This window comes from Actinophytocola xinjiangensis (assembly GCF_001921215.1).
Classification (GTDB): Bacteria; Actinomycetota; Actinomycetes; order Mycobacteriales; family Pseudonocardiaceae; genus Actinophytocola; species Actinophytocola xinjiangensis.
The window spans coordinates 24497-45517 of record NZ_MSIF01000007.1 but is presented as its reverse complement, the minus strand read 5'-3'; the positions used below and the strand labels follow the sequence as shown (position 1 = coordinate 45517).

Annotated in this window: 22 protein-coding genes; 11 read left to right on the top strand and 11 right to left on the bottom strand. The window is 70.4% G+C overall.

Features of this window, described 5'->3' with window-relative positions:
- Positions 1-73: 73 nt before the first annotated feature.
- The 3 genes from BLA60_RS16415 to BLA60_RS16405 are packed head-to-tail and all read left to right on the top strand — an operon-like array spanning position 74 to position 3279.
- Entirely contained in the window at positions 74-1486 is a 1413-nt protein-coding gene (locus BLA60_RS16415) for an L-fucose/L-arabinose isomerase family protein (protein WP_075133765.1), read from the top strand.
- Positions 1479-2963, top strand: a complete 1485-nt coding sequence (locus tag BLA60_RS16410; RefSeq protein WP_075133764.1) for an FGGY-family carbohydrate kinase — start codon at positions 1479-1481, stop codon at positions 2961-2963. The genes BLA60_RS16415 and BLA60_RS16410 overlap by 8 nt, the downstream gene beginning before the upstream one ends.
- A 40-nt stretch (positions 2964-3003) precedes the next feature.
- Positions 3004-3279, top strand: a complete 276-nt coding sequence (locus BLA60_RS16405) for a DUF4342 domain-containing protein (RefSeq protein ID WP_075133763.1) — start codon at positions 3004-3006, stop codon at positions 3277-3279.
- Here the strand turns inward: BLA60_RS16405 and BLA60_RS16400 are convergent.
- On the bottom strand, positions 3276-3866 hold the full coding sequence (locus BLA60_RS16400; RefSeq protein WP_075133762.1) for a nucleoside/nucleotide kinase family protein: 591 nt from the start codon (positions 3864-3866) through the stop codon (positions 3276-3278). The genes BLA60_RS16405 and BLA60_RS16400 overlap by 4 nt on opposite strands.
- A gap of 100 nt (positions 3867-3966) precedes the next feature.
- On the opposite strand from BLA60_RS16400, the gene BLA60_RS16395 reads away from it, so the two are divergent.
- The 3 genes from BLA60_RS16395 (at position 3967) to BLA60_RS16385 (ending at position 8312) form a co-directional block, all read left to right on the top strand.
- Entirely contained in the window at positions 3967-5994 is a 2028-nt protein-coding gene (locus BLA60_RS16395) for a beta-propeller domain-containing protein (RefSeq protein WP_075133761.1), read from the top strand.
- 93 nt (positions 5995-6087) lie between these two features.
- Positions 6088-7581, top strand: a complete 1494-nt coding sequence (locus BLA60_RS16390; RefSeq protein WP_075133760.1) for an MFS transporter — start codon at positions 6088-6090, stop codon at positions 7579-7581.
- A gap of 194 nt (positions 7582-7775) precedes the next feature.
- A complete protein-coding gene (locus BLA60_RS16385; RefSeq protein ID WP_075133759.1) occupies positions 7776-8312 on the top strand; it encodes a hypothetical protein in 537 nt (178 codons plus the stop codon).
- Positions 8313-8387: 75 nt separating this feature from the next.
- Here the strand turns inward: BLA60_RS16385 and BLA60_RS16380 are convergent, their stop codons facing one another.
- Positions 8388-9719: a cytochrome P450 gene (locus BLA60_RS16380; RefSeq protein ID WP_075133758.1), complete on the bottom strand. Its 1332-nt coding sequence runs from the start codon at positions 9717-9719 to the stop codon at positions 8388-8390.
- Positions 9720-9767: 48 nt separating this feature from the next.
- Between BLA60_RS16380 and BLA60_RS16375 the strand changes: the two genes are divergently transcribed.
- Positions 9768-10514: an alpha/beta fold hydrolase gene (locus BLA60_RS16375; protein ID WP_075133999.1), complete on the top strand. Its 747-nt coding sequence runs from the start codon at positions 9768-9770 to the stop codon at positions 10512-10514.
- Between the two features lie 43 nt (positions 10515-10557).
- On the opposite strand, the gene BLA60_RS16370 is transcribed toward BLA60_RS16375, so the two are convergent.
- Together BLA60_RS16370 and BLA60_RS16365 are read right to left on the bottom strand one after the other, a co-directional pair.
- Complete coding sequence (locus tag BLA60_RS16370; protein ID WP_075133757.1) at positions 10558-10932, bottom strand: FKBP-type peptidyl-prolyl cis-trans isomerase; 375 nt, start codon at positions 10930-10932, stop codon at positions 10558-10560.
- Positions 10933-10984: 52 nt separating this feature from the next.
- Positions 10985-11410, bottom strand: coding sequence for a hypothetical protein (locus tag BLA60_RS16365; RefSeq protein WP_075133756.1), 426 nt, complete (start codon positions 11408-11410; stop codon positions 10985-10987).
- A gap of 164 nt (positions 11411-11574) precedes the next feature.
- On the opposite strand from BLA60_RS16365, the gene BLA60_RS16360 reads away from it, so the two are divergent.
- Positions 11575-12723, top strand: a complete 1149-nt coding sequence (locus BLA60_RS16360) for an aminotransferase-like domain-containing protein (RefSeq protein WP_075133755.1) — start codon at positions 11575-11577, stop codon at positions 12721-12723.
- A gap of 12 nt (positions 12724-12735) precedes the next feature.
- Here the strand turns inward: BLA60_RS16360 and BLA60_RS42115 are convergent, their stop codons facing one another.
- Complete coding sequence (locus BLA60_RS42115) at positions 12736-13317, bottom strand: hypothetical protein (RefSeq protein ID WP_245812016.1); 582 nt, start codon at positions 13315-13317, stop codon at positions 12736-12738.
- A 51-nt stretch (positions 13318-13368) separates the two neighbouring features.
- On the opposite strand from BLA60_RS42115, the gene BLA60_RS45535 reads away from it, so the two are divergent.
- The gene (locus BLA60_RS45535; RefSeq protein ID WP_245812015.1) at positions 13369-13587 is read left to right on the top strand and encodes a hypothetical protein; all 219 of its coding nucleotides are present in this window, start codon (positions 13369-13371) and stop codon (positions 13585-13587) included.
- Between the two features lie 98 nt (positions 13588-13685).
- On the opposite strand, the gene BLA60_RS16350 is transcribed toward BLA60_RS45535, so the two are convergent.
- The 4 genes from BLA60_RS16350 to BLA60_RS16335 form a co-directional block, all read right to left on the bottom strand.
- Positions 13686-13952, bottom strand: coding sequence for a beta family protein (locus BLA60_RS16350; protein ID WP_075133753.1), 267 nt, complete (start codon positions 13950-13952; stop codon positions 13686-13688).
- 25 nt (positions 13953-13977) lie between these two features.
- Positions 13978-14430 carry a type II toxin-antitoxin system VapC family toxin gene (locus BLA60_RS16345; RefSeq protein ID WP_075133752.1) on the bottom strand — a complete coding sequence of 151 codons (453 nt, stop codon included), beginning with the start codon at positions 14428-14430 and terminating at the stop codon, positions 13978-13980.
- On the bottom strand, positions 14420-14686 hold the full coding sequence (locus tag BLA60_RS16340) for a type II toxin-antitoxin system Phd/YefM family antitoxin (RefSeq protein WP_075133751.1): 267 nt from the start codon (positions 14684-14686) through the stop codon (positions 14420-14422). The genes BLA60_RS16345 and BLA60_RS16340 overlap by 11 nt, the downstream gene beginning before the upstream one ends.
- Before the next feature lie 323 nt (positions 14687-15009).
- Positions 15010-15687, bottom strand: coding sequence for an MBL fold metallo-hydrolase (locus tag BLA60_RS16335; RefSeq protein WP_075133750.1), 678 nt, complete (start codon positions 15685-15687; stop codon positions 15010-15012).
- 46 nt (positions 15688-15733) lie between these two features.
- On the opposite strand from BLA60_RS16335, the gene BLA60_RS16330 reads away from it, so the two are divergent.
- Positions 15734-16285 (top strand): DUF1349 domain-containing protein, encoded by a 552-nt coding sequence (locus BLA60_RS16330; protein WP_075133749.1) that lies wholly within the window; start codon positions 15734-15736, stop codon positions 16283-16285.
- Here BLA60_RS16330 and BLA60_RS16325 read toward each other — a convergent pair.
- The gene (locus BLA60_RS16325; protein ID WP_425427065.1) at positions 16268-16954 is read right to left on the bottom strand and encodes a maleylpyruvate isomerase family mycothiol-dependent enzyme; all 687 of its coding nucleotides are present in this window, start codon (positions 16952-16954) and stop codon (positions 16268-16270) included. The genes BLA60_RS16330 and BLA60_RS16325 overlap by 18 nt on opposite strands.
- Before the next feature lie 327 nt (positions 16955-17281).
- Here BLA60_RS16325 and uvrA point away from each other — a divergent pair, with 327 nt between their 5' ends.
- A complete protein-coding gene (uvrA, locus tag BLA60_RS16320; protein ID WP_075133748.1) occupies positions 17282-20143 on the top strand; it encodes an excinuclease ABC subunit UvrA in 2862 nt (953 codons plus the stop codon).
- On the opposite strand, the gene BLA60_RS16315 is transcribed toward uvrA, so the two are convergent.
- Positions 20130-20999, bottom strand: coding sequence for an oxidoreductase (locus tag BLA60_RS16315; RefSeq protein WP_075133747.1), 870 nt, complete (start codon positions 20997-20999; stop codon positions 20130-20132). The two genes, uvrA and BLA60_RS16315, sit on opposite strands and share 14 nt — an antisense overlap.
- Positions 21000-21021: the final 22 nt, after the last annotated feature.

Genomic DNA, 21021 nt, shown 5'->3' with positions numbered 1-21021 from the left:
CCCTATTGACACCGCCGGAAGGCTCGGAATAGTTTCTGAGTAAACGATTACTCCACCGCAGGGAGGACCGCTCGTGGCCCGCATCGGCGTGATCAACATCTCGGACGGGCGCGACTACGTCCACGGCGGCATCGCCGAGTTCATCCGGGGCAACGAGGACCGGCTCGTCGCCGCCCTCCAGGCCGCCGGCCACCAGGTCGTCCGCGCCGGTGAGGCCGTCACCTCGAACACCCTCGCCGGCTCGCTGGCCCGGCAGGTCCAGGCCGAGGGGGTCGACCTGACCGTCCTGCACTACTGCGTCTGGGCCTTCCCGCACTTCACCATGCTCGCCGCCGGCCAGCTCACCGGACCGCTGGTGCTGGTCGCCAACACCGACCCGGTCCAGCCGGGCATGGTCGGCATGCTCGCCGCCGGCGGCGCACTTGACCAGATCGGGCGAACGCACACCCGTCTGTGGGGCGATCCCGATGACTCGGCGTTGATCACCCGCATCGGCGTCCTGGCGGCCGCCGCCAGCGCCGTGACGTCGCTGCGCGGTCAGACCTTCGGCCGGATCGGCGGCCGCCCGATGGGCATGTACACCGCCGTCGCCAACGCCGACCAGTGGCAGCGGACCTTCGGCGTCGACGTCGAGGAGATCGACCAGTGGGAGATCGTCCGTCGCGCCGAGGCGGCCGACCCCAAGGAGAAGGTCCGCGCGCGGCAGTGGCTGGAGCGGCACGCGACCGTGCACTACGACGGCGACAAGCTCACCGAGGAACTCCTCGAACGCCAGATCGGCTCCTACCTGGCGATGCGCGAGCTGATCGACGAGTGGAACCTGGACTTCACCGGCATCAAGGGCCAGCCCGAGCTGACCCAGTACTTCGCGACGATGGACGTCGCCGAGGCGTTCCTCAACGACCCCTACGACTGGAACGGCCCCAAGGAACCGCACGTCTGCGCCACCGAGGCCGACATGGACGGCGCGCTGACCATGCAGATCCTCAAGCACCTGACCGGCACGCCGGTGCTGTTCGCCGACGTCCGCCACTACCACGGTGACCGCGACATCTGGGACCTGTGCAACTCCGGCCAGCACGCCACCTGGTACGCCGCCCGCAGCGACGACCCCGCCGAGAACCTCGCGAAGGTGCACCTCTACCCGGAGGTGTTCTTCTTCCCGGCCGGTGGCGCGTCCGTCCACCACGTCGCCGCCCCCGGAGAAATGACACTTGCTCGACTGACCCGCCACGACGGCAACTACCGTCTGCAACTCATGCTGGGGGAGTTCGAAAATTACGACGCGGCAACGACTGAGACCCTGATGGCGATGTCAACTCCCGAGTGGCCGCACGCCTTCGCCCGCCTCGACGCCCCCGCCGAGGTGTTCCTGTCCCGCTTCGGCGCCAACCACATCCACGCCGTCCCCGGCGACCGGCGGGCCGAGTTGCGCGCGGTGTGCGAGCTGCTCGACATCAGGCTGGACGAGTTCACCCGTGGCTGACCAGTACCTCGGCATCGACATCGGCACGTCCAGCTCCAAGGGCGTCCTGGTCACCGCCGGGGGACAGGTCCTGGCCAGGGCCACCCGTGAGCACCGCACCGCGACCCCGCACCCCGGCTGGGCCGAGCACGACGCCGACACCGTGTGGTGGGCCGACTTCCTGGCCATCGCCAGGGAACTGGCCGGCGCGGCCGACGGCCGTCTCGCCGGGCTCGCGGTCAGCGGCATCGGCCCCTGCCTGCTGCCGGCCGACGCCGCCGGTCGCCCGCTGCGCCCGGCGATCCTCTACGGCGTCGACACCCGCGCCACCGCCGAGATCGCCGAGCTGACCGCCGAACTGGGCGCCGAGCAGATCCTGCGCCGGGGCGGCACGCCGCTGTCCAGCCAGGCCGTCGGCCCGAAACTGCGCTGGCTGGCCCGCCACGAACCCGACGTCTGGGAACGCACGGAGCTGCTGCTGATGGCCAGCTCCTACCTCGTCCACCGCCTCACCGGCCGGTACGTGCTCGACCACCACTCGGCCAGCCAGTGCGACCCGATGTACGACCAGAACCGTCTCGACTGGGCAACGGACTGGGCCGAGATCACCGCCCCCGGCCTCCGCCTGCCCGAGCTGGCCTGGCCCACGGACGTGGTCGGCACCATCACCCCCGAGGCGGCTGCCGTGACCGGCCTCCCGGCGGGCCTGCCGGTCACCGCCGGCACCGTCGACGCCTGGGCGGAGGCGACCAGCGTCGGCGTCCGCGAACCGGGCGACGTGATGGTCATGTACGGGACGACGATGTTCCTCATCCAGGTCCTGAGCGAGGCCAACCCGCACCCCGCGCTGTGGACCACCAGCGGCGTGTACCCCGCGACGCTTTCGCTGGCCGCCGGCATGGCCACCTCCGGCTCGGTCACCGACTGGCTGCGCCGCCTCACCGGCGCCGACTTCGAGACGTTGGTCGCGGAGGCCGAACAGGTCCCCCCTGGCAGCCGTGGCCTGTTGCTCCTGCCCTACTTCGCCGGCGAACGCACCCCGATCTTCGACCCGTCGGCGCGCGGTGTCGTCGCCGGCCTGACCCTCACCCACGGCCGGGCCGACCTGTACCGGGCGGCTCTGGAAGGCATCGCCTACGGCGTACGCCACAACCTGGAGGTCATGCGGGAGGCCGGGGGCACCCCCGGCCGGCTGGTCGCCGTCGGCGGCGGAACCCAGGGCGGCCTGTGGACCCAGATCGTCACCGACGTCACCGGCCACCCCCAACAGCTCCCCACCGAAACCGTCGGCGCCTGCCTCGGCGACGCCCTGCTGGCCGCGACCGCCACCGGCGCGTCGGTCGACGTCGAGGCCTGGAACCCGCCAAGCCGAACCGTCCGGCCCACCCCGTCGGCGCGCTACGACGAGTTCTACCGCCGGTACCGGGACCTCTACCCGGCCACCGCCGACATCGCCCACTTCCTGGCCGCCGAACAGCACGCCGCCGACCTCGGCTGACCCTGTCCCGGGGCGCCGGGAGGGGACTACCGTTCATCGGGTGACCAGGGAAGCTGAGGGGAACGGCGCGCGCTCGCTCGCCGACAAGATCGAACAGCTGATCCGCGAGGGCAACGTCCGCCGGATCGTGGTGCGCAACGACAAGGGCCGGACGGTGCTCAACCTGCCGGTCGTCGTCGGGCTGGTGGCGGTGGTGGTGGCGCCGATGATCACGGTGGCCGGCGCGGCGCTGGGGCTGGCCGGCGGCTGGTCGATCGACGTGGAGCGCGAACCGGCCTCACCATCCACAAAGGACAGTGAGGCCGGAGAGGGCTAGCCGATCGCGATCGGCGGCGTCCGGGGTTCCCGGTCGCCGATCACCGTGCCCGCGCGGGTACGCGGGTCGCACTCGTGCTGGTAGAGCCGTTGTCCTTCGGCCACCCGCCGGCCATGGTCGGTGGGTAGGGAGCCGCCCGACTCCAACCACACGGTGTAGTCCCAGAACCGCACCAGCTCGTCCCGGTGCAGGAAGATCCCGTCGACGACCAACACCGTTCCCGGTTCGGCCAGTGCCGGCGGACGACGCACCTCGCGTTCCCGGCGCGCGTCGTAGACCTGCTGCACGTAACTGCCCGACCCCTCCGGCCCGAACGGGTCGAGGAGAAGCCGGATGAACCGTCCATAGTCGAAGGAGTCCCGGTAGAACCCCTCCGGCGAGTCCCGGCCGCGACGGTGTCGCGTCCGCGCCGGATTGTGGAAACCGTCGACCGACGCCCGCACCACGGGGGTGCCGCGCCCGCTGAGCTCAGCGGCGAGCTCGTCTGCGAAGTGAACCATTCCCGCGCCGAGCACCCCGTCGACCGCCACCCGGTGGAACCGTGCGGCCGGTAACTCGACGATGGCGTCGGCCACTTCCGCGGTCATGAGTTGACGCATCTCCGCAGTCAACTCCTCGACCAGCCATTTTCCAAGGTTTCTCGCCGAACCGGGCAACCGAATCGTTCCACCGCTCCGTCCAGGGTCCATGAGGACGGATTTACCGAGATGGCCGCGGATCGCGGTCGTCGGCGCGGCAGTGGTGGGGTTGGGGGTCGGCGTGGCCGGCACGGCGGTGGTCGTCGGGCTGTCCGGCGAGGACGAACCCACCATCATCGGGCAGCCCGCCGACGGTCCGATCACGCTGGTCTCCTATGACACCTGTGAGTCGGCACTCGACGAGTTGAAGGCGGCCGCGCTGCCGCATGTCGGACCGTACGGTTTGACCGGCGGGGACCGGGACCTCGTCGTCGAGGACCGGGCCGACGCCGAGTCCGACGGGTCGGCCGACAGCGCCGGGGCCGCCCCCGGGGCGCGCGCCCAGTCCGCGCCCGGCAAGGCCGCCACCTCCGACGGGGCGTCCGGCGAGGCGTCCGGCGGGGCCGCCAAGGAACACTCCGGCACCAACGTCCACGAGTCGGGTGTGGACGAGCCGGACCTGGTGAAGACCGACGGCCGCCGGGTCGTCACGGTGGCCAACGGCCAGCTCAGCGTGGTGGACGTGGCGTCACGCCAACGCACCGCGAAGCTGACCGTCCCCGGCGGCGGCTACGCCAGCCAGCTCCTGCTCGACGGCGACCGGGCCCTGGTGATGACCGGTGGTGACGCCCAGGCGTACCGGGGCGAGCGGATGGTGCCCAGCGACAAGCCGATCGACCCGGTGGCCAACGGTTCGCGGCTGGTGCTGGTGGACCTGACGGGCGCCGGCGAGATCCTGGGATCGTTGCAGATCGACGGCTACTACATCGACGCGCGTCAGATCGGCTCGGTGGCCAGGGTCGTGATGCGCTCCACCCCGAACCTGAAGTTCCGCCACCCCCAGGGCGACGGGGTCACCGAGAGCGCGACCGAACGCAACCGGGAGGTCGTCGAGAACTCCGGCATCGCCGACTGGCTGCCCCGCTACACCCTGGAATCCGGCAACGCCCGCAGCGACGGCCAACTGGTCGAATGCGAGGCGGTCAGCCACCCCCGGCGCTACACCGGGGCGTCCCTGCTGACGGTGCTGACGGTCGATCTCCAACGCGACCTGACCACCGGCGATCCGATCAGCATCGCCGCCGACGGCGACACCGTGTACGGGACGGGGACGAGCCTGTACGTGGCCGACGACCACGTGGAACACGGGGTGACCGGCAACAACTTTGCCCCCGACGTTCGCCCGCTGCCGGCGGGCGAACAACGCACCGAGGTGTACCAGTTCGACATCTCCGGTGCGGGCAAGCCGGTGCACGTCGCGTCCGGCGGGGTGGAAGGGACTCTGCTGAACCAGTACTCGTTGTCCGAGCATGAGGGCAACCTGCGGATAGCGACCACAGTGGCCTCCGCCGGAGGTTCGACGGCACAACGCCTCCGCAGCATGGTGACCGTGCTGACCCGTCAGGGCGAGGACCTCATGCTGCGCGGCCGGGTGGACGGACTCGGTGAGGGGGAACGGATCTACTCGGTGCGGTACACCGGGGACATCGCCTACGTGGTGACCTTCCGGGAAACCGACCCACTGTACACAGTGGACCTGTCCGATCCGTCCGCGCCGAAGGTGACCGGAGAGCTGAAGATCACCGGCTACTCCGCCTACCTCCACCCGCTGGGTAGGGACCGGCTGCTGGGAGTGGGCCAGGAAGCGACCTCCGACGGAGTGGCGACCGGCCTCCAGGTGTCCCTGTTCGACACCTCGGCCGACAGTGCGTCCCGGGTGGGACAGTTCCACCTCCCCGAGGCCTACTCCGAGGTGGAGAACGATCCCCACGCGTTCCTCTACTGGGAGGACAAGGGCCTGATCATCCTTCCGGTGACGGTGGGCCCCGACGGCGCGGGAATGCTCGTCCTCAAACGCTCCGGCGACCGCCTGGACGAGGTAGGCGTCGTCCAACACACGGACTCCCGCTACGGCGCGGGAGCCCCACCCCCCAGACGAGCCCTGATCATCGGCGCCGAACTGTGGACGGTGAGCGACCTGGACATCATGGTCAGCGACCTGGACAGTCTCGCCCAACGAGCACAGATCACCCTCTGAGACACGGGCCCGCCAATCCCGAACCCACCCCACGACCCCAGGGAAAGCACAACGCCAGTGGTACACGGCCCCCGATGTGGGTAGACACAGAGTGTGGCGACGAGATCATCCCCAGAGGCACCCCAGACGTCCGAGGTCTACCCACCCGGCGAAGACCCCCGCCGCTGGCGGGCGCTGATCGTCACCCTCGCCGGCGGCTTCATGATCCTTCTCGACGTCAGTGTCGTCACCGTCGCCGTTCCCGCCATCCAGAAGAGCCTGGACGCCACCGCCAGTGGCGTCCAGTGGGTCGTCTCCGGCTACCCGCTCACGCTCGGCCTGGTTCTCGTCGCCGGCGGGCGGCTCGGGGACGCGTTCGGGCGCCGGCGGATGTATCTGTTCGCCCTGACCGGGTTCGTGCTGACCAGCGTTTTCGCCGGGCTGGCCCCCACGCTGACCCTGCTGGTCGTCGCTCGGCTTCTGCAAGGCCTGGTCGCGGGGCTGGTGACTCCGCAGAACGGCGGGCTGATCCAGGACCTGTTCCGCGGCCCGGAACGCGGCCGGGCGTTCGGCCTGCTCGGCGCCACCATCGGCGTGTCGACGGCCGTCGGTCCTGTCATCGGAGGTCTGATCCTCGACCTGTTCGGTGACCCGGACGGCTGGCGTTGGGTCTTCCTGGTGAACCTGCCCTTCGGCGCGTTGACGCTGGTCCTCGCGTACTTCTTCGTGCCGACCACCCCGGCCCGCTCGGTCCGTTCGGACATCGACGTCACCGGCATGGTCCTGCTCGGCCTGACGGTCCTGGCCGTCATGTTCCCGGTCGTCCAGTCCGACTCCGGTGGGTTGGCCCGCTACTGGTGGCTGTTCGTCCTGGCGGTCCCGCTCGGGTACGGGTTCCTGCGCTGGGAGCGCCGGCGGGTCGCCGCCGGGCACGCCCCGCTGCTGGACATGCGGTTGTTCGCCGCGCGCGGGTATCCGGCGGGGATCGCGATCTCGTCGGTCTACTTCTGCGGGTTCGCCGGGATCTTCCTGGTGTTCGCGGTCTACTTCCAGACGGGGCTGGGGTTCTCGCCGCTGGAGTCCGGGTTGGCGGTGACCCCGTTCGCGCTCGGGTCGGCGGTGTCGGCGTGGATCGCCGGGCGGCTGGTGTCGCAGTGGGGGCGGCTGGTGACGATCACCGGGCTGGTCATGATCGCGATCGGGATCGCGGTGACCGGCGTGCTGACGCTGGTGGTGGACGCCGACCATCTGATGGCGGCTCTGGTGTTGCCGCTGCTGGTCGCGGGGCTCGGCGGCGGCGCGGTGATCTCGCCGAACACGACGATCACGCTGTCCTGTGTGCCGCCGGGCATGTCGGGGGTGGCGAGCGGGGTGTTGCAGACCGGGCAGCGGATGGGCACGGCGGTCGGCACGGCTGTGCTGGCGGCGATGTTCTACGCCACGATCGGCGCCACCGACGGCAACTTCTCCGCCGGGCTGGCCGTGGCACTGGTCGGCTCGGTCGTGTTGATCCTGGTGGCGCTGGTCCTGGCCGTCGTGGAGAACCGTGGCAATGCTGGGAAAAAGCAGTTGGAAAATTTCCCCGAGCAGACTATGACATCTGGTTAACCACGGCTACATTCGTTCGCGGAGGCGTTCTTGCCGGCCGTGGCGGGAGTCCCCTGCGTGCCACCCGCTACCGCCCCGGCCGCCGAGGGCCGCTTTCTTTCACTCAGTTCCTACGAACGGTCGGCGAGCCGCGCTCGCCGGCGGCGCCTGCTCGTCGGGGGTGTGGTCCGCCGTCCGTGGACGGAGAGATCGAAATGCGCAGAATGCTAGTCCGGGCGCTGGTCCTCGCGGCCTCCGCCGCGACCGCGCTGCTGGTCGGGACCGCGTCCGCCGCGGCGTCGGTGTCCGAACAGGACCCGGTGTTCGACCGACCGAGCGGCCAGGTCGAGGTCATGGTGACCAAGCTCAGCCACGCCGACGCGACGGCCAGGCTCCGGTCATCGGGCATCACCTGGTCCTCCAGCGGCGGGTGCAGCGACCGCAACAACCCGACCTGCACGTCGTTCACGCAGGTCAACCTGGCGACCATCCAGGGCGCCCAGACACTGAGGTCCGCCAGCGGCTGCGGGCTCAACGTCACCGGCGGCACCGAGACCGGCCACGCCAGCGGCACCTACAGCCACTGGAACGGCTACAAGCTCGACTTCGGCCTCAACAGCTGCATCAGCAACTACATCCGAGGCAACTTCGCCGCCATCGGCGGTAACAAGTGGCAGTCCGGCTCCGGGAACATCTACTTCCTGGAGAGCAACCACTGGGACGTCACCTACTACAACTGCGGCGGCTGCTGAGTACCTCGCGGTGCCCCCGGCCGCTCGGTTGCCGGGGGCACCGCGAATCACCGGAACACCCGGATCACCACCGGATCACCACCGGATCGGCAGGCGCTTCACGCCGTTCTGGAAGTTCGACCGCAGCCGCACCGGGTCACCCGCCGGCTCGACCTCGCCGAGCACGTCGAACAGCGCGGTGAACAGCGCCCGCAGCTGGACCTTCGCCAGGTGCGCGCCCAGGCAGTAGTGCGGTCCGTGACCGAAACTGAGGTGATCACTCGACTGCCGGGTGATGTCGAACCGATCGGGGTCGGCGAACACTCGCTCGTCGCGGTTGGCCGAGGAGAACCACACCACCACCTTGTCCCCGGCACGGATCCGCGCCCCGCCCAGCTCGGTGTCGGCGGTCGCCGTCCGGCGGAAGCACATCACCGGCGTCCACCAGCGCAGCATCTCCTCGACCGCCGGACCCAGCAGCGACCGGTCCGCCAGCAGCCGCCGGTACTGGTCCCGATGCGACATCAGGGCGATCAACCCACCGGGCAGGGCGTTGCGCAGCGTCTCGTTGCCGGCCACCGCGAACAGCCAGAACAGGTTCTCGAACTCGCCGAGGCTCACCCGGCCCCCGGCGTCGTCGACCTCGCGCATGAGGTTGGACATGACGTCCCCGCCCGGATTGGCCCGCTTGAACGCGCCCAGGTCGTTGGCATAGGCGTAGAGGTCGGGCATGCCCTCGCGGGTGCGCTGGTCGGGCAGGAACCCGTCGGCGTCCGGCCGGGGCCGCAGGGCCAACGCCCGGCGCGCCATCGCGGTCGACCCGGCCAGCGGCGCCCGCGCCGACGACGCGTACTCGGTGTCCTGGTAGCCGATGACCCGGTTGCTCCAGTCGTACATCAGCCAGCGGTCCTCGTGCGGCACGCCGAAGATCTCGGCCAGCGTCCGCAGCGGCAGGTCAGCGGCGACGTCGGTGGCGAAGTCGCACTCCCCGCGCCCGGCCACCCCGCCCACCAGCTCCCTGGCCCACGCGGTGATCCGATCCTCCAACCCGGCGATGGCCTTCGGGGTGAACGCCCTGGTCAGCAGCCTGCGCAGGCGTGAGTGCTCCGGCGGGTCCTGGTTGAGCATCATCTGCCGGACGAACGCCAGCGTCGGCTCGTCCTTCGGGTCGCGGATCTGGGTCGCGCCCAGGTGCGAGGAGAACACCGCCGGCGTGCGCATGACCTCCTTGACCTCCGCGTGCCGCACCACCGCCCAGAACCCCGGTCCGGCCGGCCACGCGTCGACACCCGGCTCGTCGACCCACACGACCGCCGCCCGTGCGCGCAGCCGCGCGAGCGTGGCGTGCGGGACACCGGTGAGGTAGGTGTCGGGGTCGACGATCACGGTGGCGTCGGCGGTGGCGTCAGCGGTGGAGTCGGCGGACATGCCAGCCATTCTGTACCGACCCGGCTCCGGTGCGGCACGATCGTGCTCGTGGCTGTCTACCGCTCCCGGCGCGGTTCCGGGACCCCGACCCTGCTGTTGCTGCACGGCCTCGGCGCGACCGGGGAGGTGTGGGACGGTCTCGTGCGCGGCCTGGGGGACCGGTGGCCGGGCGAGGTCCTGGTGGTCGACCTGCCCGGTCACGGGCGCTCGGCGCCGCTGGACCGGTACTCCTTCGGCGCGATGGCCGCCGGCATCGCCGAGTCGCTCGACCCGGACCGGCCGGTCGCCGTCCTCGGTCACTCGCTGGGCGGCGTGCTGGGGTTGACCCTGGCCAGCGGCTGGTTCGGGGTGCGGGTGACGGCCGTGTGCGGGCTGGGCGTCAAGGTCCGCTGGACGGCCGACGAACTGGCCAGGGCCGCGTCGGTCGCCGCCCGGCCGGCGAAGATCTACGGGACCCGCGAGGAGGCGGTGGACCGTGCCCTGAAGGTCGCCGGGCTCAACGGGTTGGTCACCGCCACCGAGGCGGGCGTCACCGAATCGGGTGACGGTTGGGGTCTGACGCTCGACGGCGCGGTGTTCGGCGTCGGCGAACCGGACATCGCCGGCCTGCTGGCCGTGTCCCGGGCCTCGGTCCTGATGGCGGCGGGGGAGCTGGACCCGATGTCACCGGCCGACCACCTCACCCCACTGGGCGAAACGGTGATCCTGCCCGGCCTCGGCCACAACGCCCACGTCGAGGACCCGACGGCCCTGTGGCCCCTGATCGAGCGGCTCGATCACCACTCGAACGAGTGATGCCGTGGGGGCGGTGTCCGCCCCCACGGCACCCAACCGGTCGTTACCGGACGCCGAGCAGGTCGACCACGAACACCAGCGTCTCGCCCGGCTTGATGGAGCCGCCGGCTCCCCGGTCGCCGTAGCCGAGGTGCGGCGGGATGACCAGCCGCCGACGGCCGCCGACCTTCATGCCGGCCACGCCGCGGTCCCAGCCGGCGATGACCCGGCCGCCGCCGAGCGGGAAGGCGAACGGGGCGCCACGGTTCCAGGAGGCGTCGAACTCCGCGCCGGAGGAGTGCGCGACACCGACGTAGTGCACGCTCACCTGCTGGCCGGGCCGAGCCTCGTCGCCGTCGCCCACGGTGATGTCCTCGATCACCAGATCTGCCGGTGGGGGACCGTCGATCGGGTCAACCTTGGGCTTTTCGAGGGCCATGATCCTCCTTCGTCCGCATCCGTACCCGGACCATCCAACCAGGACGCCACGGTCAGCTGGCCCGGCGGTAGGTGAGCCGGAAGTCGGGGTTCCACGTCCGGCCGTCCGTGTTGAGCTCCCACAGGCCGTCGATCATGTCCCAGTCGTCGCTGAACGTGCCGGTGAACCGCTGGGCGAAGTCGGGACCCTCCCGCCACAGCCGCCACACCCCGCCGTCCACCGACATCTGGTAGATGCGCCGGTTGCCCAGGTCGTCGGAGTAACACACGCTGTACAGCCCGGTCTGGTCGTCGGCGCCGATCACCAGCTCGCCGTTGATGACGTCCGGGTGCTCGACGACCATGCGCTGTCGCAGGTACACCCCGTCGATCCACTCGAAGGTCGTCACGCCGTGCAGGTCGCCACCCAGGGCTTGGTGGTCGAGGACCAGCTTCCACCGCCCGACCAGGACGTTGAGCCGGCGCATCGGGTCGGGCATCACGAACTCCTCTCCCCAACATTCCCTGACAAGGGCGTTACCCCGGCTGGCCTGCGCGTATGCTGATCGACGGCTCCTCGATCAGTGCAGCCTCACGCGCACGACGTCGGCGGCACCACTGCCCGGCGCCCTGCGTGTACCCCGTCCCCAGGTGAGGAGTCGATGTGCGCCCTGTCCAGAGTTCCCCGGTCCGTGACCTGCTGGAGCTGACCAAGGACCCCGGAATGATCTCCTTCGCCGGCGGTCTGCCGGCCCCAGAACTGTTCGACGTGGACGGCTGGCGGGCGGCGTTCGCCGACGCCCTGTCCGAGCCGCACGCCCGGCGCCACCTGCAGTACGCGCCCACCGAGGGTGACCCGGCGCTGCGCGCCTGGATCGCCGACCGCCAGACCAGCCGGGGCTTACCGACCGAGCCGACGGACCTGCTGGTCACGACCGGTTCCCAGCAGGCGCTGACGCTGATCGCCGCCGCGCTGCTGACCCCGGGGGCGGTGGTCGCGGTGGAGGAGCCGACCTACCTCGCCGCGTTGCAGTGCTTCCGGATGGCCGACGCCAGGATCGTCGCGGTCGCCGGCGACGAGCAGGGCATCCTGCCCGAGGCGCTGGCCGAGGTGATCGAGCGGGAGCACCCGACGCTGCTCTACCTGGTGCCGACGTTCGCGAACCCCACCGGGCGCACGCTGACCGCCGACCGCCGCGCCGCCGTCGCCGCGCTGGCCGAGGCCAACGACCTGTGGGTCGTCGAGGACGACCCGTACGGCGAACTGCGCTACCGGGGCACGCCGCTGGCCCCGCTGGCCGCCGATTCCGACACCCGGGTGATCAACCTCGGCAGCCTGTCGAAGATCTGCGCCCCCGGTCTGCGCCTGGGCTGGCTGCGCGCCCCGGCGAGCGTCCTGCCGACCCTGGTGGTCACCAAACAGGCCGCTGACCTGCACACCAGCACCGTCGACCAGGCCGCTGCCGCCAGCTACCTGGCCGCGAACGACCTGGAGGCGCACATCGCCACTCTCCGCGACGCCTACCGCACCCGCCGCGACGCGATGGTCGAACTGCTGCCGGAGGTCCTGCCGGCCGGTTCACGCTGGACCGACCCCGACGGCGGCATGTTCATCTGGGTCCGCCTGCCCGACGGCGCCGACAGCGAGACCACCCTGAGGGTGGCGCTGGGCGAACAGGTGGCGTTCGTCCCGGGCACCGCGTTCTACGCCACGACCCCGGACCCGGCGACCCTGCGCCTGTCGTTCACCACGAACACGACCGCCGAGATCACCAAGGGCCTGCACCGCCTGGCCACCGCCCTGCGGCGGTGACCAGGCGTTCGCTCAGGAATCGGACATGCCCTTCCAACACCAGCCGGAGCCCTCGTCGGCGACCTCGATGGTCGCGTCGGTCTCGGCCTTCTGGGTGCCGTTCTCCAGCTTGACGTGCGCCTCGGCCTCGGCGGTCTCGCCGGACACGGTGACCTCGCTGGTCAGCTCGAACTCCACGACGTACTTCGCGTCGCGGGAGTAGCCCTTGAGGCTGGTCTCCGAGCCGGGGCAGATGAGGCCGTTGAGCCCGGTCTCGTCCTGGGAGTTGAAGCCGTCGACGATCTGGTCGATCAGCGCCTCGGCGTCCCCGCCGCCACCGCCGCTGTCATCGCTGCCCCCGCCGCTGCCCCCACCGCTGTCGCCGCCGTTGTCGTCCCCGCTGTCGGGGCCGCTGTTGCCCGAGTCGCCGCCCCCGGAGTTGTCCGGCTTGTCCCCGCCCTCGCCGGTGGTCTGCTCCCCGGAGTCCTTGTCGTCACTGAGCAGGAACCCCGGCGCGACGAACCCGGTCACCCCGAACGCCGCGACGGCCACCACGGCCACGAGAACACCGACGATGAGCCCGGTCTTGCTCTTCTTCGGGGGCTGCGGCCCCATCGGCCCCATGGGCTGCTGCCCGAACTGCCCCGGCCCGCCCCCGTAGGGCGGTTGTCCCGGCGGCATCCCCGGCTGTCCGGGCTGCCCCGGCGGCGGGTACTGCCCGGGCGGCGGGTACTGGCCCTGCGGAGGGGGGAACTGACCCTGCTGCGGGAAACCACCCGGCCCCTGCTGCGGACCCGGCTGCCAACCGGGCTGCCCGGGTTGCCCCGGCTGCTGCGGATACGTCATCAGCTACCCCTCCGTGATCTGGCTCCCCCGTTCGGGTGAGCTGAAGTGTGTCATGTGGCCGCGTCACCAGGTCAGGTGGGACGCCGGCCGCGTTCACACGGTTCCGCCTGGTAGCGGCCACGGAGGTGAGCGGCCGGTCACAGGTTGTCCGGCGTGCGCCGGGCCAGGTGTGACAGGTGGTGCGAGGTGGCCATGGACAGCCACTGGAAGGCGGCGCCGGCGCTTCGGGTGCCGCCACGCCGGCGACACCGCGCCAGCTCCCGGTCGCCCCAGGAGTAGCCCTCACCGGCGAAGTCCGACCGGGTGACGAGTTCCTCGGCCAGGTCCGAGAACGCCTCGGCGGCCGCGCCCGGAGAGGGCCTGCCGTTCGGGTGAAAGTCAGCCGATGCCGCCGGGAATCGCACTGACGGCGAACAACCGGGGTAACGGTCAGCGGCCTTCCTGAGGCACGACCGGCACGACGGTGAGCAGGTCATGAAGCCCGTCGAAGTCATCGGGGTTCGTCGTGAACAGAGAAAGGTCCTCAGCGATGGCGGTTGCCGCGATCATCAGGTCGCCGATGCGACGTCGTGGCTTTCGCCCGGCGGCGACCACCGCGGCGGTCACTCGGCCGTAGATCCTGGCGGCTTCGACACCGAAAGGGATCGGGTCGAACTCGTGTTCGGCACGTTGAAGTACGTCGAGGCGTCGGGCGCGTTCCGCGTGCTCGTCGTAGGTGTTCTGCTCGTTGTTCGGTCGTACCTGGTGTGGACCTGCGGAGAGTTCGGCGAGCGTGATCGCGCTGATCGCCATTTCCTCCGGCAACTCGGCTGGATCGACCCAGCGGCGAAGGATCAGGATGTTCGTGTCGAGGAGACCCTGGCGACGGGGGCTACCGCTCATGGGGATCGACGGCCTCCGAATCCACCGCGGCATCCTGGTCCGCGCGGAAGGCAGTGATGTCGACGCTCACAGCGTTGCGTGACATGGCGGTGAACTCATCTCGAGCAACGAAGCGTCGGCGCCGACGCAACGGAATCAGCTCGCCGATTTCGTGCCCGTCACGAGTGACCGTGAAGGACTGCCCACCCGCGACGGCGTCCATGATCTCCTTGGACCGGCTGCGAAGGTCGCGCTGGTTGATCTCAGGCTGAGCCATGCCGCCATGGTACGCGACCGTGCTACCAGGTAGCACCGCGTAGCACGCAGCTGACCGCAGCGGTGGTGATACAGCCGTCCACGCTCCTCGGACCAGGTGAGCTGGCGGGGCGAGTTCCATGACGACGACGTTCTCCATCATCGCCCCGGCCGCTACGCCCGGTTCCCCGAGCCGTGACCACTTGCCGTACGAACAAGATCAACGGTCATCTGGACGGTTGGTTCGTGGTCATCTGGTCGGATGGGTCGTGGTGATCCGGACGGTCGTCATGTGGTCAACCGGACGAACGGCACGTGGTCACCTGGACGCGCCCGCGGGGCACCTCACCAGCCGCGTTCGCGCCATTCGGACAGGTGGGGGCGTTGGACGCCGAGGGTGGAGTCGTCGCCGTGGCCGGGGTAGAACCAGGTCTCGTCGGGGAGCTTGTCGAACACGCGGGACGAGACGTCGTTGAGCAGTGAGGTGAAGTTCTCCGGGGTGAGCGTCTTGCCGATGCCGCCGGGGAACAGCGAGTCGCCGGTGAACAGGTGGGGGACGCCGGTCGGGTCGCGGTAGAGGAGGGCGATCGAGCCGGGGGTGTGGCCGCGGAGGTGGATCACCTCCAGCTCGCAGTCGCCGACCGGGATGGTGTCGCCCTGGGTGACGTAGCGGTCCGGGGGGACGGGGAGGGGCTTGGCGTCCTCCTCGTGGGCGATCGTGTTCGCGCCGTAGGCGCCGGCGACCGCGCCGAGGGCCTCCCAGTGGTCCTGGTGCTGGTGGGTGGTCACGATCGTGCGCAGGGTCGGACGGTTGTCGTCATGACCGATGAGATCGGAGAGGCGTTCGGGGTCGTTGGCGGCGTCGATCAGCAGCGCCTCCTGGGTGGCCTTGCACACCAGTAGGTAGGCGTTGTTGTCCATCGGGCCGACGGAGATCTTCGTTATCGTCAGTGCGTCCAGCTCACGGCGCGCGGCGGCGCCACCCGGCTCGACATGACCGCTGTAGTCCTCGACAACATCCACGTCGCGACCCTAGCGCGCGCACCCGGCCGGCTGACAGCATGGCGCCATGATCACGGGCTGGCGCTGGCTCAACGAACCCACGTCCTGGGACCTCTCCGGCGACACGCTCACCGTCACCACCGACCCGGACACCGACTTCTGGCGCACCACCCACTACGGCTTCGTCCGGGACACCGGGCATGTCTACGGCACCGAGATCGTCGGTGACTTCACGCTCACCGCGACCTTCGCCGGCGCCTACCGCGACCAGTACGACCAGGCCGGTATCGCCCTGCGGATCGACAGGACGCACTGGATCAAGAGCGGGATCGAGCTGGTCGACGGGCAGCAGCGGATCTCGGCCGTGGTCACCAGGGAGTTCTCCGACTGGTCGGTCGCCCCGCTGGGCACCCCACGGTCGGTCACGGTCGAGGCCACTCGTGCGGGTGACGCGGTCACCATCCGCTACGGGCTCGACGGCGCCGACCCGATCACCCTGCTGCGCATCGCCTACCTGCCGCCGGAGGTCCCGGTGCTGGCCGGGCTGATGGCCGCGTCACCGGACGGCCAGGGTTTCCGCACGACCTTCACCAACGTGGAGCTAGCCCCACGCCGGTAAGTCGGGCACCTCGCCGCGCAGCGTCGAGCCGTCCCGGCGTCCGGTCAGCCACCCGATCACCTCGGCCGCCTCGCCGGTCACCTCGTGCACCGTCCCGCCGCCGCCGACCAGGTCCCAGACCCGCTCCTCACCGTCCGGGAAAATCACCCGAAGGTGTACGGATGGCCCTTCCGGGCGGTTGAGGTGCCGGGCCACGGCCGAGGTCGTCGCGACCTCCAGCAGGTCGGCCGGGATGTCCTCGAAGCCGAACCCGACGTCCAGGTCCACCAGGTGGGTCCACAGCTCGAACAGCCGCAGCCCCGGGATCGCCGAGGCCGGGAACGGCACCGGGTTCCTGGCGGTCACCGACGCGGACCACTGCGAGTCCGACAGCCGCTCACAGGCCACCGCGAACCGCTCGCTGGAGGCGAGCAGGTCCTCGTGCAGCACCTGCGCCAGCCGGCCGGCACCCTCCTCGATGTCGGCCTCGCGGTCGGCGTCGCTGGCGTAGATCGGGTGCTCGACGCCGGTCCGCGCCCACGTGAGCAGGTTCACCAACCCGTCGGCGTTGCGCGCGAGGTGCGTCACCACATGCGCCCGCGACCACCCCGGCAGCAGGCTCGGTTCACGCATCCGGCGGTCATCCAGAGAGGTGACGTGACCGGCCAGTACCTCCGTCGCGGCTCGCACGTCGGCAAGCCGGCGTCGTGCCTGGAGCGCCGCCGCTCGTTCCCTGGCCCGTCGCTGCTCAGGAACGGTGTCGTGCGCGACAGAGGCCTCGTTTGAGATGCTGGAACCAGTCATACCGCCGTCCCCGCCGAGTCGGTAGTTCAGAATGAGCACCAGAGTTGGTCTCACCAGCCTAGGTGAGTGACCGCGACCCGGGGTAGTCACCGGCCGCCGCCAACCGGCGCAAAATTTGTCGGTGCTCCGACCTAGCATGGTCTCGGCCACGTGGAGGCAGCGTCTGACCTGCATCCGGCCGATCACTCGACAGCATTCTTCGAAGGGACTGCAGTGGCTGACCGCCTCGTCGTCCGCGGCGCGCGTGAGCACAACCTGCGCGGCGTGGACATCGACCTGCCCCGCAACAGCCTGATCGTGTTCACCGGGCTGTCCGGTTCCGGCAAGTCGAGCCTGGCCTTCGACACGATCTTCGCCGAGGGCCAACGTCGTTACGTCGAGTCACTGTCGGCCTACGCCAGGCAGTTCCTCGGCCAGATGGACAAGCCGGACGTCGACTTCATCGAGGGCCTGTCCCCGGCGGTGTCCATCGACCAGAAGTCCACCAGCCGCAACCCCCGGTCCACGGTCGGCACGATCACCGAGGTCTACGACTACCTGCGCCTGCTGTTCGCCCGCGCCGGCAAACCGCACTGCCCCCGCTGCGGCGAGGCGATCAGCAAGCAGACCCCCCAACAGATCGTCGACCAGGTCCTGGCCATGGACGACGGCCTGCGCTTCCAGGTACTCGCCCCGGTCGTGCGCGGCCGCAAGGGCGAGTACGTCGACCTGTTCTCCCAGCTCCAGTCCCAGGGCTACTCACGGGCACGGGTCGACGGCGCGGTGCACTCGCTGACCGACCCGCCCAAGCTCAAGAAGCAGGAGAAGCACGAGATCGCGGTCGTCATCGACCGGCTGGCGGTCAAGTCCACCGCCAAGCGCCGGCTCACCGACTCGATCGAGACCGCGCTGCGCCTGGCCGACGGCCTGGTCGAGCTGGAGTTCGTCGACCTGCCGGACAACGACCCGCACCGCATCCGGGGCTTCTCCGAGAACCTGGCCTGCCCCAACGGCCACCCGCTGGCCATCGAGGACCTCGAACCGCGCTCGTTCTCCTTCAACTCGCCCTACGGCGCCTGCCCGGTCTGCACCGGCATCGGCGTGCGTCAGGAGGTCGACCCGGAGCTGGTCGTCCCGGACGACGAGCTGACCCTGGAGGACGGCGCGATCGCGCCGTGGGCCGGCGGGCAGACCGCCGAGTACTTCACCCGGCTGCTGTCCGCGCTCGGCGAGGCGGTCGGATTCCGGATGGACGTGGCGTGGCGGCGGCTGCCGGCCAAGGCCCAGAAGGCCGTCCTGCACGGCACGTCCGACCAGGTCCACGTCCGGTACCGCAACCGCTACGGCCGGGAACGGTCCTACTACGCCAACTACGAGGGCGTCATCCCGTTCCTGGAGCGCCGCCAGGAGCAGACCGAGTCCGAGTACATGCGGGAGAAGTACGAGGGCTACATGCGGGAGGTGCCCTGCCCGGCCTGCCAGGGCACCCGCCTCAAGCCGGAGATCCTCGCGGTCACCCTCGAACACGGCAAGTACGGCGCCCGGTCGATCGCCGAGGTCTCGGCGCTGTCGATCTCCGAGTGCTCGGAGTTCCTGGAGGGCCTCAAGCTGGGCCGGCGCGAGTCCATGATCGCCGGCGCGGTGCTCAAGGAGATCCAGGCCAGGCTGCGGTTCCTGCTCGACGTCGGCCTCGACTACCTCTCGCTCGACCGCGCCTCCGGCACGCTGTCCGGCGGCGAGGCCCAGCGCATCCGGCTCGCGACCCAGATCGGGTCCGGGCTGGTCGGCGTGCTATACGTGCTCGACGAGCCGTCGATCGGCCTGCACCAGCGGGACAACCACCGGCTGATCGAGACGCTCACCCGGCTGCGCGACCTGGGCAACACGCTGATCGTCGTCGAGCACGACGAGGACACCATCCGCACCTCCGACTGGGTCGTCGACATCGGTCCCGGCGCCGGCGAGCACGGCGGGCACATCGTGCACAGCGGGTCGTTCCAGAAGCTGCTGAAGAACAAGCAGTCGCTGACCGGCGCGTACCTGTCGGGCCGGATGGAGATCCCGACCCCGGCGATCCGCCGCCCGGTCAACCGCAAGCGCCAGCTGACCGTGGTCGGCGCGCGGGAGCACAACCTGCGCGGCATCGACGTGTCGTTCCCGCTGGGCTGCCTGGTGTCGGTCACCGGCGTGTCCGGCTCGGGGAAGTCCACCCTGGTCAACGACATCCTGGCGACCGTGCTGGCCAACAAGCTCAACGGCGCGCGCCAGGTCCCCGGCCGACACACCCGGGTCAGGGGCCTGGACCAGGTCGACAAGCTGGTGCGGGTCGACCAGTCGCCGATCGGCCGCACCCCCCGGTCCAACCCGGCCACCTACACCGGCGTGTTCGACCACGTGCGCAAGCTGTTCGCGGCCACCACCGAGGCGAAGGTGCGCGGCTACCAGCCGGGACGGTTCTCGTTCAACGTCAAGGGCGGGCGCTGTGAGGCGTGCGCCGGCGACGGCACGATCAAGATCGAGATGAACTTCCTGCCGGACGTCTACGTCCCGTGCGAGGTCTGCAAGGGCGCCCGGTACAACCGGGAGACCCTGGAGGTGCACTACAAGGGCAAGACGATCTCCGAGGTCCTCGACATGTCGATCGAGGAGGCGGAGACGTTCTTCGAGCCGATCCGGGCGATCCACCGCCACCTCAAGACCCTGGTCGACGTCGGCCTGGGCTACGTGCGGCTCGGCCAGCCGGCGCCGACGCTGTCCGGTGGCGAGGCCCAGCGGGTGAAGCTGGCCTCCGAGCTGCAGAAGCGTTCGACCGGCAAGACGGTCTACGTGCTCGACGAGCCGACCACCGGCCTGCACTTCGAGGACATCCGCAAGCTCATCGGCGTGATCAACGGCTTGGTGGACAAGGGAAACACCGTCATCGTCATCGAGCACAACCTGGACGTGATCAAGACGTCCGACTGGATCGTCGACATGGGACCGGAGGGCGGCTCCGGCGGCGGCACGGTCATCGCCGAGGGCACCCCGGAGGACGTGGCCGACACCGAGGGCAGCTACACGGGCGAGTTCCTGGCGTCGGTGCTCACGGGAAGGTGACGCCGGTCAGCCGTTCGGAGGCCTCCCACAGCTCCCGCGCGACCCGGGGGTCCTTGGCGGCGCGGGTGCTGTCGACGACCTTCGGGTAGCCGCGCTGCTCGGCGAACCCGCCCGGCCCGACGTAGCTGCCGCCCGGCAGGTCGGTGACCGTCGCCGCGTACAGCGTCGGCAGGGTGCCCATCCGCGCGGACTGGGCGACCAGCCGGTTGCCGATGGCCATCACCGAGTCCATCAGCGACTCGGTGTGCGACTGGAGGTTGGTCCGCGCGTAGCCGGGGTGGGCGGCGTAGGCCCGCACCGGCGAGTCCACCTCGCGCAGCCGCCGGGTCAGCTCGGCGGTGAACAGCAGGTTCGCCAGCTTGGACTGGCCGTAGGCCGGCCACCGCGAGTACCGGCGGCGCTCCCAGTTGAGGTCGTCGAGCACGATCCGGCCCATCCGGTGCATCGTGCTGGACAGCGTCACGACCCGGTCGCGGATCCGGTCGAGCAGCAGGCCGGTGAGCGCGAAGTGCCCGAGGTGGTTGGTGCCGAACTGCGACTCGAACCCGTCGGCGGTGCGCCGGTGGGGGACCGCCATGACGCCCGCGTTGTTGATCAGTACGTCCACCGGCCCGGTCAGCGTCTCGGCGAACTCCCGCACCGACGCCAGGTCGGCCAGGTCCAGCCGCCGCACCTCGACGTCGCCGGCCGGGGCCGCCGCCTCGCCCTTGGCCACGTCCCGGCAGGCCAGTACGACGTGCGCGCCGCGCTGGGCCAGTTCGCGCGCGGCGACCAGGCCCAGGCCGCTGTTGGCGCCGGTCACCACGACCGTGCGGCCGGACTGGTCGGGGATGTCGTCGGCGGTCCACGGTGCCATGGGCGCACTCTAGCCGTGACCG